9 protein-coding genes are annotated in these 11,851 nt (G+C 66.6%); all 9 read left to right on the top strand.

Going from position 1 to position 11,851, the window contains the following annotated elements:
- The first annotated feature begins 28 nt into the window (after window positions 1-28).
- Entirely contained in the window at window positions 29-1,417 is a 1,389-nt protein-coding gene (locus tag J2S53_RS15130) for a nitrate/nitrite transporter (protein ID WP_456241507.1), read from the top strand.
- On the top strand, window positions 1,407-3,521 hold the full coding sequence (locus tag J2S53_RS15135) for a molybdopterin oxidoreductase family protein (protein WP_456241508.1): 2,115 nt from the start codon (window positions 1,407-1,409) through the stop codon (window positions 3,519-3,521). Before J2S53_RS15130 ends, J2S53_RS15135 begins: the two co-directional genes overlap by 11 nt.
- On the top strand, window positions 3,518-4,912 hold the full coding sequence (locus tag J2S53_RS15140) for an FAD-dependent oxidoreductase (protein ID WP_456241509.1): 1,395 nt from the start codon (window positions 3,518-3,520) through the stop codon (window positions 4,910-4,912). The genes J2S53_RS15135 and J2S53_RS15140 overlap by 4 nt, the downstream gene beginning before the upstream one ends.
- Window positions 4,909-6,153 (top strand): NAD(P)/FAD-dependent oxidoreductase, encoded by a 1,245-nt coding sequence (locus tag J2S53_RS15145; RefSeq protein WP_456241510.1) that lies wholly within the window; start codon window positions 4,909-4,911, stop codon window positions 6,151-6,153. Before J2S53_RS15140 ends, J2S53_RS15145 begins: the two co-directional genes overlap by 4 nt.
- Window positions 6,154-6,449: 296 nt before the next feature.
- Window positions 6,450-7,079 (top strand): flavodoxin family protein, encoded by a 630-nt coding sequence (locus tag J2S53_RS15150; RefSeq protein WP_456241511.1) that lies wholly within the window; start codon window positions 6,450-6,452, stop codon window positions 7,077-7,079.
- Window positions 7,080-7,126: 47 nt separating this feature from the next.
- Window positions 7,127-8,359 carry a 3-deoxy-7-phosphoheptulonate synthase gene (locus tag J2S53_RS15155; protein WP_456241512.1) on the top strand — a complete coding sequence of 411 codons (1,233 nt, stop codon included), beginning with the start codon at window positions 7,127-7,129 and terminating at the stop codon, window positions 8,357-8,359.
- Window positions 8,359-9,135 carry a 2,3-dihydro-2,3-dihydroxybenzoate dehydrogenase gene (locus J2S53_RS15160; RefSeq protein ID WP_456241513.1) on the top strand — a complete coding sequence of 259 codons (777 nt, stop codon included), beginning with the start codon at window positions 8,359-8,361 and terminating at the stop codon, window positions 9,133-9,135. Before J2S53_RS15155 ends, J2S53_RS15160 begins: the two co-directional genes overlap by 1 nt.
- Window positions 9,136-9,241: 106 nt before the next feature.
- Window positions 9,242-9,865, top strand: coding sequence for an isochorismatase family protein (locus tag J2S53_RS15165; protein ID WP_456241514.1), 624 nt, complete (start codon window positions 9,242-9,244; stop codon window positions 9,863-9,865).
- A complete protein-coding gene (locus tag J2S53_RS15170) occupies window positions 9,862-11,811 on the top strand; it encodes an anthranilate synthase family protein (protein ID WP_456241515.1) in 1,950 nt (649 codons plus the stop codon). Before J2S53_RS15165 ends, J2S53_RS15170 begins: the two co-directional genes overlap by 4 nt.
- Window positions 11,812-11,851 lie beyond the last annotated feature (40 nt).

The following is an 11,851-nucleotide window of genomic DNA, read 5'->3' on the forward strand; positions in this document are numbered from 1 at the left end:
CGCTCCGACGCTCTACCAGGGAGACGTGATGAACAGGAAATTCGCCTCCGGAGGCTGGATAACGGGGTGGAACCCCGAGAACGAGGAGTTCTGGCGAAGCACCGGAAAACCCATCGCACGCCGAAACCTGGCGCTGTCCGTCCTCGCCGAACACATCGGGTTCTCGGTGTGGAGCATGTGGTCGGTGCTGGTGTTGTTCATGTCGCCGGAGATCGGGCTGGACTTCGCCCCGGAGGAGAAGTTCCTGCTGGTCACGGTTCCCACGCTGGTGGGAGCGATCCTGCGACTGCCGTACGGTTGGGCGGTCACCAGATTCGGCGGGCGGAACTGGACGATGACCTCGTCCGCACTGCTGCTGGTTCCGACGGTCCTGGCGGCGTACTTCGTGCGGCAGCCGGGAACCCCGCTGTGGGTGTTCCTGCTGATCGGTGCCACCGCGGGTGTTGGCGGCGGCAATTTCTCCTCGTCGATGACGAACATCGCCGCGTTCTTCCCCCGCAGACACCACGGGTGGGTTCTCGGGTTGAACGCGGGGATCGGCAACCTCGGTGTGGCGGTGGTACAGCTCCTCGGTCTCCTCGTGATCGCCACGGTGGGAGATTCGCATCCGTCCTACATCGCCGTCACGTACCTGCCGCTGATCGCTACGGTCGCGGTCCTCGCCGCGTTCAGGATGGACAACGTGGACGCGGTGCGGGTGCGTTCGAGCGCCCTTCCCGAAGCCGCGCGCAACAGGCACACCTGGGTAGTGTCGTTGCTCTACGTGGGAACGTTCGGTTCCTTCATCGGCTACGGTTTCGCCTTCGGGCTCGTACTGCAGAACCAGTTCGGATCCACACCGCTGCAAGCGGCATCACTGACCTTCCTGGGACCGCTGCTGGGATCGCTGGCACGCCCGCTGGGAGGAAGGCTCGCCGACCTGCGCGGTGGTGCCAGGATCACCTCGTGGACGTTCGGGGGGTTGGCGGCGGGAACCGCGGTACTACTGATCGCGTCGGGCGTACACTCGTTGCCGTTGTTCGTCACCGGGTTCACCGTGATGTTCGTACTCAGCGGCATCGGCAACGGCTCGACGTACAAGATGATTCCCACGATCTTCGCCGAACAGGCGGAACGCGAGGTGACAGCTGGTGGGGACGCCGGGGCGGCGTTCCGACGAGCACAGCGCGTGTCCGGCGCCGTCATCGGCATCGCGGGTGCGGTGGGGGCACTGGGAGGCGTGGGTATCAACCTCGCGTTCCGAATCTCCTACGCGGGTGAAACGGGCAGCGGCATTCCCGCGTTCTGCGCGTTTCTCGCCTTCTACGCGCTGTGCGTACTGCTGATCAGTCGCTGTTACTCCCGACGGGGCACTCATATCGACCCCAGGACGGAACCGCACCGCACGGAACGAGTGGTGACTACCGATGTCCGATGACTCGCACGGCCGTAACGCCACCGCGTCCGGCCACGGACTCGGCGCGGAATCGCACTGCCCGTACTGCGCGTTGCAGTGCGGCACCCGGCTGACGCCCACCACCGACGGCGATCTCACGGTTCGCCCCACGGACTTCCCCACGAATCGCGGCGGGCTGTGCCGCAAGGGTTGGACCGCTCCGGCACTGCTGAACACACCGGACCGACTGCGCTCGCCGCTCGTTCGCGGACGGGACGGCACCCTGGTCGAAACCGACTGGCGGAGTGCGCTGGATCTGATCGCTTCGCGGCTGAGCGATATCCGGGATACCCACGGGCCGGACGCGGCAGCGGTCTTCGGTGGTGGCGGGCTCACCAACGAGAAGTCTTACATGCTGGGCAAATTCGCCCGAGTCGCGCTCGGTACCAGTCAGATCGACTACAACGGGCGATTCTGCATGTCCGCCGCGGCCGCGGCCGGAAACGCCGCGTTCGGTGTCGACCGCGGACTGCAGTTCCCGGTGACCGACCTCGCGAATTCGGAGGTGGTGCTGCTGGCCGGGGGCAATCCGGCCGAAACGATGCCACCGCTGATGCGGCACCTGCAACATCCCGATCTGATCGTCGTTGATCCTCGCCGAACCAGAACCGCCGAACAGGCGGCGTTGCACCTGCAACCCGCACCGGGGACCGACCTCGCCCTCGCGCTCGGGCTGTTGCACCTGGCGGTGGCGGAGAACCTGGTCGACCACGACTACATCGATCGGCGGACGAACGGCTTCGAAGACATGTGGGCGGTCGTCCTCGACTGGTGGCCGGAGCGCGTGGAACGCGTAACGGGTGTGCCGCGTGACGCCCTACGACGCGCGGTACGGATGCTCGCGACCGCCTCGCGCGCGCACCTGCTCACCGGACGCGGTGTCGAACAGCACCGCAACGGCACCGACACGGCGGCGGCTTTCGTCAATCTCGCGCTCGCCCTGGGACTGCCCGGACGTTACGGCAGCGGTTACGGATGCCTCACCGGTCAGGGAAACGGACAGGGTGGCCGGGAACACGGGCAGAAATCCGATCAGCTTCCCGGTTATCGGATGATCACCGATCCCGCCGCGCGTGCCCACGTGGCCGAGGTCTGGGGAGTCCCACCCGAATCACTGCCCGGTCCCGGCCGCGGCGCCTACGAACTGCTCGACGCTCTCGGAGAACCCGCTGGTCCGAGAGCGCTGCTGTTGCACGGCTCGAATCCGGTCGTATCGGCGCCGAACGCCGACCACGTGGCGAAACGGTTGCGAGCACTCGACCTGCTCGTGGTGTCCGACTTCGTGCCATCGGAGACCGCCGTACTGGCGGACGTGGTCCTGCCCGCGACCCAATGGGCCGAGGAAGAGGGAACGCTCACGAACCTGGAAGGCCGCGTGCTGCGCAGGCGCGCGGCCCTGTCCGCCCCGCCGGGCGCCCGCTCGGACCTGGAGATCCTGCACGAACTGGCCGTACGGCTGGGTCAGCCCGCCTGGCGGTTCCCCACCGAACCGCGCGCGGTTTTCGAGGAACTGCGAAGGGCTTCCAGTGGCGGTCGGGCGGACTACTCGGGGATCTCCTACGAACGACTGGACTCGGGAGAAGCCCTGTACTGGCCGTGCCCGAGCACGGCGGACGAGTCGCACCCGGGCACCCCAAGACCATTCCTGGAACGATTCGCCCATCCGGACGGACGGGCACGGTTCGCGGCGGTCGACGGCACGGAACACGTCCCCGACCCCGCGTATCCGCTGCTGCTGACCACCGGCAGACTGGCGAGCCACTATCAATCGGGGGCACAGACCCGTCGCGTGGCGGAGCTGACCGAAACGGCTCACGAACCGTACGTGGAGGTACACCCGGATACCGCTGATCGGTTCGGGCTGATTCGGGACGAGCCGGCGCAGATCACCTCGACGCGGGGCAGTGCGATCGCGCGCGTGAGCCTGGTGCGTTCGATGCGAACGGATACGATATTCCTACCCTTCCACTTTCCCGGCAGCGGACGGGCCAACACGGTGACGAGCCCCGTGCTCGACCCGATCAGCGGTATGCCCGAGTTCAAGGTCTGTCCCGCACGCATCGCACCGTGTGAGGAGCGGGAATGAACCGCATCGTGATCGTCGGCAACGGGTTCGCCGCGCGACGTCTGGCACGACGGCTACGTGATCGCGGCCACAAGGGCGGAATAACCGTCCTCGGTGCCGACCCCTCCCGAAAACGCGCGATGCCCGGCTCGGCGATCGACGAGCTCGCCGCGGCCGGGGTCCCCTGGCTGCCTCGGCTGCCCGACGACGTGGCGGCGCGAAACAGCACCGTCATAACCGAAATCGATCGCTCGAACCGCGTGGTACGCGGCGAGGATGGCGAAACCCACCCCTACGACGTTCTCGTGCTGGCCACCGGCGCGCGTACGGCGATACCGGACATGGCGGGAATTCGGGACCATGAAGGGGGGCTCTGCGAAGGAGTCCGCGGCGTGCGCGGGATCGAATCCCCTCCCGGGGTGGGCGAGGGTCCGTTCGTGGTGCTCGGCGGGGGGCCGCACGGCCTCGAAACGGCTTCGGCGCTCGGAAGGTGCGGTGCGGATACCACGCTGGTGCACCCGGGCGAGCACCCGCTGGACCGCGTGCTGGACGAGCGAGCGGGCGAAGCGCTGTCCGAGGCAGTGCGCGGGGCGGGCGTGACCCTGTTGACGGGGCGGCGAGCGAAAGCCGTGGAAAACGGCGAACTGCTGCTGGACGACGGAACCAGGCTGCCGTACTCCGAGCTTCTGCTGTGCACGGGAACCGTTCGTGAGACGTCGCTCGCGCGAGCGGCGGGTCTCGAAACCGGTCTCGGAATCGTCGTCGACGAACAGCTGCGCACTTCGGACGAGTGTATTCACGCGATCGGCGACTGCGTGGAACAGCACGGCGAGGTACCGCACGGAGCGGACGCCGCACGGCACCAGGCAGATGTCCTGGCCGAGCTGCTGACCGGAGGGCAAACCGGGTACCACCGGGGAGAACCGGTGATCCGCCCGAGAACCGCGGGGATCGAGCTGCTCGTGATCGGTTCACCGAACCGTTCCCCGGATGACGACTACGAGGAAGTGACGCTCTCCGACCCCGCGCGGACGAGGTACGCACGACTGGTGCTGCGAGGAGATCGCATCCACTCCGCCGTGCTGCTGGGATTCGACTCGGCGATCGCGGCGGTGCGACAACTGCACCACCGGGGGACCGAGTTACCCACCGACAAATTGGTACTGCTGTCGGGAGACACCACGGAATACGCCGAGTCCGACGAACTCCCGGAAAACGCGGTGATCTGCCACTGCAACAACGTCACCCGGGCCGACCTTTCCCGCGCCTGGGCGGACGGGGCCAGGGAGCTCGGCTCGTTGATCTCGGCAACGCGCGCCACAACCGGCTGCGGTACCTGCGAGAGCAGCGTGCGGAGCTTCTGCGCGGCGATGCCCGCTCCGAACCCCGAGACCGAAAAGGACGCGGCATGACACGCACGCTGGTCACGATCGGGTACGGCATGGTCGGTCACCGGCTGGTCGAGGAAATGCGCAGACGTGATCCGGAGCGCCTATGGCGCGTGGTGGTTCTCGGGGAGGAGGCCCGTCCCGCCTACGACCGAGTGTCACTCTCGTCTTACTTCGACGGCAGAAGAGCGGCGGATCTGACCCTCGCGGACTCGGGCATCGCGTCGGATCCGCGCGTCGAGCTACGACTCGACACCGGCGTGAGCACGATCGATCGCCAATCGCGAACGGTGACCTGCGCGGACGGTTCCACGATCGGCTACGACGCGCTGGTACTGGCCACCGGTTCGCTGCCGTTCGTGCCACCGGTGGTGGGGCGGGAGCTTCCGGGCTGTTTCACCTACCGCACCCTGGATGATTTGACAGCGATCGAACGTGCTTCCCGTGCGAACCGTCCGGGAATCGTCGTCGGAGGCGGACTGCTGGGGCTGGAAGCCGCCAACGCACTGCGGCTGTTGGGGATGCGGCCGCACGTGGTCGAGACCGCCGAGCATCTGCTGCCGGTGCAGCTCGACCGCGGTGGTGGGCGCGTGCTGGCGAACATGGTGGGAGAGCTGGGCGTCCACGTGCACTGCGGCACCATCGTGCGCTCGGTGCACGCCGATCGCACGGGGCGGGTCGCCGAGGTGCGGCTGTCCGACGACAGCACGCTCGAAGCCGATCTCGTCGTGTTCTCAGCCGGAATCCGGCCACGGGATGAGCTCGCCGAAAGCTGCGGGCTGGAACGCGGCACGCGGGGCGGGTTCCTCGTCGACGATCGTTGTCGAACCGCGGACGAGCGCATCTGGGCCGTGGGTGAGTGCGCGGCGGTGGAAGGACGTTGCTACGGGCTGGTCGCTCCCGGCTATCGCATGGCCGAGGTGGTCGCCGAGCAGCTCACGAAACCCGGTGGCCCGACGACGGGATTCTCCGGCTACGACATGTCGGCCAAGTTGAAGTCGCTGGGGGTCGACGTCGCTGGGGTGGGGGACGTGCACGGCCGCACCGAGGGCGCGATGGAGTTCGTGCGGGAGAACCGGGAGGCCGGAACGTACGCGAAGTTCGTGCTGGATTCGGACGGCCGAACCCTGCTGGGTGCTGTGCTGGCCGGGGACGCCCGCGCTTATCCCCTGCTACGCACGCTGCTCGGACGACGACTGCCGCGAAGCCCCGAACGGATCCTGGACTCCCCGGAACTCGGTGACCGCCCCCGGGCCGGTGTGTAGAGAGAGACAGTCGCCGGGTGCGCGTGGTCGGCGCGCGCCGGACTCCGGGCGACAGGAACCCACCGGTACCCGACTGCGGGAGCGGAGGTCCCGGCCGGTCGGGACGAATACCGGGAAACGGGCCGGCGACGATCCACAAGAAAACACGCGCAAATAAATCAGGTTCCACTCGCAAGCCGCACGAAAAATCATCCCTTTTGAAGGATCTGACAGATCGTCGTTCACGGATTGGCCCGCATTCGATCACACCAGCAGGATCGAGGGCGTTATCAGGACGATTCGAGAGGAAACCAGCCATGACCAAGCTCGCCGTCATCTACTACTCGGCACACGGAAACCTCCACAAACTCGCGGTGGCGGGCGCCGCCGCCGCCGAAAAGGAGGGAGCGGAAGTGCGGTTGCGCAAAGCGGCCGAACTGACCGAGGAAACCATCGTTCCCGGAAACGACAAGTGGAACCAGGCATGGGCCCGTCATGTCGCCGAGACCGGTGACATCGACGAGGCCACGATCGATGACCTGGAGTGGGCGGACGCGGTGCTGTGGGGAACCCCCGGGCGGTACGGAATGCCCGCCGCTCCGCTCAAGCACTTCATCGATCGCACGCTGCCGTTGCACTCGCGGCGCGGCCTCGCGAACAAGGTGATGAGCTCTTTCACCTCGACCGCCACACTGCACGGTGGGCAGGAAAGCACCATTCTCGCCCTCAACAACGCGTTCTACCACTGGGGAGCGATTATAGTTCCTCCCGGTGTCGTGGATCCGGTTCAGCTCGCCCCCGAGAACGGAAATCCGTACGGCGTGAGCAGCGTATCGCGGAACGAGGCGGGAAATGTGGCCGACGACAATATCGCCGCGATCGAATCACAGGCCCGACGAACGGTGGAAATCGCCGACGCCCTGGTCCGTGGAATGCGCACCGAGTGATTCGCGCCGCGAATTCGCTCGACTCACCGACTTTCGAGGAGCCCTCAGTGGACGATTCCATGTTCGACACAGGACTCGGTCCCGCGCTGCAACAACCGCCGTGGGAGGACCTCTCCCAGTTGGAGCGGGTGCGCGAGGATCTGACCGCCCGGCCACCGCTGGTGGACCCCACCGACATACATCTGCTGCGATCCCAGCTCGCCGACGTCGCGAGAGGCGAGGCCCACGTCGTCCAGGCGGGCGACTGCGCGGAGGATCCGTCGGAAAGCACCGCGGAACACGTCTCGCGCAAGTCCGCGGTGCTGGATCTGCTCGCGGGAACGCTTCGGTTCATCACGCACACGCCCACCATCAGAGTCGGCCGTATCGCAGGGCAGTACGGCAAACCACGTTCCAACCCCACCGAGCGGGTCGGTGACACCGAACTACCGGTGTTTCGCGGACACATGGTCAACAGCCCGGAACCCGACTCCGAGAACCGACGGGCGGATCCGCTGCGTCTGCTCACCGGCTACATGGGTGCCGACAGTGTGATGCGGCATCTGGGCTGGCGCGTGCGATCCGGCGATCCCAGGATCGAGCCGCTCGTGTGGACCAGCCACGAAGCGCTGCTGTTGGACTACGAACTTCCCATGGTACGCACCGACGCCGCTGGGAACCGGGTACTGACCTCCACACACTGGCCCTGGATAGGCGAACGCACCAGACAGGTGGACGGTGCGCACGTTTCGCTGCTCGCCGAGGTGGCCAATCCGGTGGCCTGCAAGGTCGGCCCCAACATGGACATCGACGAGCTGCTCGCGCTGTGTTCGCGTCTCGACCCCGCCGGACAGCCGGGCAAACTCACTCTGATCGCTCGAATGGGCGCGGACCGTACGGCGGACCGACTGCCGCCACTAGTCGAAGCGGTACGGCTCGCCGGACACCCGGTCATCTGGCTCAGTGACCCGATGCACGGCAACACGATCAGCGCGCCGAACGGCCACAAGACGCGGTACGTGGAAGTTCTGGAACGGGAGATCGCCGCCTTCCACCAGGCAGTGACGAAGGCGGGTGGCACAGCGGGAGGGGTGCACCTGGAGACGACACCGGACTCGGTGACCGAATGCGTCGCGGGGCCCGGCGAGGCCGAGGCAGCTGGGCGGATCTACACCAGCCACTGCGATCCCCGGCTCACGCCGGAACAGGCTATCTCGGTGGTCTCTTCGTGGCCGAGTCGACGGCCGCTGTTCTCGGACGGGACGCTGTCTCCCCTGTTGAACGCGAGGAGCGCTGACTGATGCACCACGGAGTAGCACTGGTAACCGGAGCAGCAGGCGGCATCGGAGCGGCCGTGGCACAGGAGCTGTCCCTGCGGGGCGTCCGGGTGGCGGCGCTGGACCGGGACGGTGAACGGCTGCGGGAGACGGTGGAGAAGCTTACCGCCGAGGGACTGCCCGTGACGGCCTTTCCCTCCGACGTAACCGGAACATCGGAGGTCCGCTCCACCGTCGACGAGGTGGAAGGCTCCCTGGGGGCGATCGAGCATCTGGTCAACGCGGCCGGTGTCCTCCGCACGGGAAGGGTCACCGAACTGTCCGATGAGGACTGGGAGTGCGCTTTCGCGGTCAACGCCGGCGGAGTCTTCCGACTCTCTCGGGAAGTCGTCGACCGAATGATTCCGCGCGGAAGTGGTTCGATCGTCACCGTCGCCTCGAACGCCGCGGCCACACCGCGTGCCGAGATGGCCGCCTACGCGGCGTCCAAAGCCGCGGCCACGATGTTCACGAAAAGTCTCGGGCTGGAGGTAGCCCGGCACGGCATCAGGTGCAACATCGTGGCGCCCGGATCGACCGACACACCGATGCTCCGTTCGATGTGGCACGACTCGTCCGGAGCCGACTCGACGATCGAGGGACGTCCCGAGGTGTTCCGGGTGGGCATCCCGCTGGGAAAGCTGGGGGCCACGAAGGACGTCGCCGAGGCGGTCGGCTTCCTGCTCTCCGATTCCGCCTCCCAGATCACCATGCACACCCTCACGGTGGACGGCGGAGCCGCACTCGGCGCTTCCTGGTAGGACTCCGTTCCCCGACCGACCGGGATGACCGAAAGGCGGATCACCCCGGGTGAGACGGCTTTCGCACGGACCAGTGAGTCAGCGAGGACATACCAGAGAGGACATCATGGCCGGAATTCCGACCACCCACGCCTATCGGATGCCGACAGCCGTGGAACTTCCCGGCAACACCGCGCCGTGGACCGTCGATCCGACACGCGCGGTGTTGCTGGTACACGACATGCAGCGATACTTCCTCGAACCGCTTCCCCCGAACCCGCGCACGGAGCTGGTGGACAACGCGGTCCGGTTGCGGCAGAACTGCGCGGAACTCGGCATCCCGGTCGTCTACACCGCGCAACCGGGGAACATGACAGCCGAGCAGCGCGGACTGCTGCGGGACTTCTGGGGTCCGGGCATGCGCACCTCACCGGAGGACCGGGAGGTCGTGGACCAGCTCGCCCCCGGTGACAACGACCGAATCCTCACGAAGTGGCGCTACAGCGCCTTCTTCGATTCCGGACTGTTGGCGGAGCTGCGCTCCGCCGGCCGGGACCAGCTGATCCTGTGCGGCGTTTACGCGCACATCGGTGTGCTGATCACCGCGGTCGAGTCCTACAGCAACGACGTACAGACGTTCCTCGCCGCCGACGCCGTCGCTGACTTCTCGTGGGAACGGCATCACATGGCCCTCGACTACGCGGCCCGTTGCTGCGCCGTCGTCACTACGGTCAAGGAGGCCCTCGCATGACTTCCCGGAACTCGGTCGACCCGCTGGACGAGATCACCGGCGACCACCCCCCGCCGTTCGCGCTGCTGTATCGCCCTGACAGCTCGCCGGGTGTGGTGGAGATATTCACCGGCGAGATCTCCCGACTCGCCGAACTGGCGGAGATACCGGTGCCCGAATGCGAGGAAGCACCTGGCGAACCACGCGCGGACACGCTGGTCATGGTCCCGTTCCGGCAGATCTCCGAACGCGGTTACGAGTGTCTGGACGACGGGGAACCGCTGCTCGCCATGAGCGTCGAGGAGCACCACCGCATCGGCCTGCCCGAGGCCATGCGGCGGTTGCCGGACGAGCCGATACACCTCGGGCAGGAATCGTTCGACACGGACGACGGCGAGTACGCCGAGATCGTGCGCGACATCGTGAACGACCGGATCGGAACGGGTGAGGGAGCGAACTTCGTCATCAAGCGCTCCTTCACGGCGACCCTGGAGGATTACACATCACGGAGCGCGCTCACCTTCTTCCGCAGACTGCTGGAAGGAGAAACCGGCGCTTACTGGACGTTCATGCTGCACACCGGGGATCGAACTTTCGTGGGTGCCACCCCGGAACGGCACATCAGCGTGCAGGACGGCACCGCCGTGCTGAACCCGATCAGCGGCACTTACCGCTATCCGGAGTCCGGCCCCGAGCTCGGGGAGATCATGGAATTCCTTGGCGACCGCAAGGAATCGGACGAGCTCTGCATGGTCGTCGACGAGGAACTGAAGATGATGGCGCGCATCTCCCACGAGGGAGGACGCGTCATCGGGCCCTATCTCAAGGAGATGGCCCGGCTCGCACATACCGAGTACTTCATCGAGGGACGCACCGACAGCGATCCCAGGGAGATCCTGCGCGAGACCATGTTCGCGCCCACGGTGACGGGCAGCCCGCTGGAAAGCGCGTGTCGTGTCATCGCGCGGCACGAGCCGAGGGGACGCGGTTATTACAGCGGAATAGTCGGCCTCATCGGCAGGGACGCACAGGGACGGCACCTCCTGGACTCCTCGATACTCATCCGCACCGCCGACATCGACGCCACGGGGCGCATGAGCATCGGCGTGGGCGGCACCTTGGTTCGCCACTCCGATCCCGTCTCGGAGGTCGCGGAGACGCGGGCGAAGGCCGCGGGGCTGCTGAACGCGTTGCGCACCGAGAGCACCAGGGGCTTCGCCGCGCATCCGGACGTGCGCGCGACGCTGCGTCGACGCAACGACAATCTCGCCGATTTCTGGCTGTCGGAGCGGATGGGGCATTCGGGCGAGATGTCGGACCTGGCGGGCAGAAGTGTGCTGGTGATCGATGCCGAGGACACGTTCACGGCGATGCTGCGCCATCAGCTCGGCAGTCTCGGGCTGCACGTGACCGTCCGCCGATTCGACGAGACTCACTCGCCTGGGGAGTACGACCTGGTGGTGCTCGGACCCGGCCCGGGAGATCCGACCGATACGGAGCACCCGAAGATCAACGGGCTGCACGAGACGGCCCGGGAACTGCTCGCCACCGGGAAACCGTTCCTCGCCATATGTCTGAGCCACCAGGTGGTCGGCATGGCCGCGGGAATCACCACGAAACGCAGACCGGTGCCGAATCAGGGAACACAGCGTCGGATCGACCTGTTCGGAGCCGCGGAGGTCGTCGGCTTCTACAACACTTTCGCGGGTTACTGCGCGGCGGACCGGATCGACCATCCGAGTTGGGGAGTCGTCGACGTCAGCCGGGATCCCGAGACCGGGGAAGTGCACGCGCTGTGCGGTCGGGATTTCGCTTCGATTCAGTTCCACCCCGAATCGGTGCTCACCCTGGACGGCGTGCGCATCGTCCGCGATCTGCTTACCGGTCTCGTGCCCCGTCGGCCGCGCCACCACGGCGAAACAAACCTCGAAGAATTCCAAAGAACCATCACCACGGTCGCGAACTGACATACTCTTCTGACCGCCCTCGCGGGCACGAATACGCCCG

Origin of the sequence: Actinopolyspora lacussalsi, from assembly GCA_030803735.1 — a bacterium.
Classification (GTDB): domain Bacteria; phylum Actinomycetota; class Actinomycetes; order Mycobacteriales; family Pseudonocardiaceae; genus Actinopolyspora; species Actinopolyspora lacussalsi.

Excerpts from the sequence above, each read along its gene's own strand:
- J2S53_RS15130 (WP_456241507.1), top strand. The coding sequence starts at position 29 with ATGAACAGGAAATTCGCCTCCGGAGGCTGGATAACGGGGTGGAACCCC.
- J2S53_RS15135 (WP_456241508.1), top strand. The coding sequence starts at position 1,407 with ATGTCCGATGACTCGCACGGCCGTAACGCCACCGCGTCCGGCCACGGA.
- J2S53_RS15140 (WP_456241509.1), top strand. The coding sequence starts at position 3,518 with ATGAACCGCATCGTGATCGTCGGCAACGGGTTCGCCGCGCGACGTCTG.
- J2S53_RS15145 (WP_456241510.1), top strand. The coding sequence starts at position 4,909 with ATGACACGCACGCTGGTCACGATCGGGTACGGCATGGTCGGTCACCGG.
- J2S53_RS15150 (WP_456241511.1), top strand. The coding sequence starts at position 6,450 with ATGACCAAGCTCGCCGTCATCTACTACTCGGCACACGGAAACCTCCAC.
- J2S53_RS15160 (WP_456241513.1), top strand. The coding sequence starts at position 8,359 with ATGCACCACGGAGTAGCACTGGTAACCGGAGCAGCAGGCGGCATCGGA.
- J2S53_RS15165 (WP_456241514.1), top strand. The coding sequence starts at position 9,242 with ATGGCCGGAATTCCGACCACCCACGCCTATCGGATGCCGACAGCCGTG.
- J2S53_RS15170 (WP_456241515.1), top strand. The coding sequence starts at position 9,862 with ATGACTTCCCGGAACTCGGTCGACCCGCTGGACGAGATCACCGGCGAC.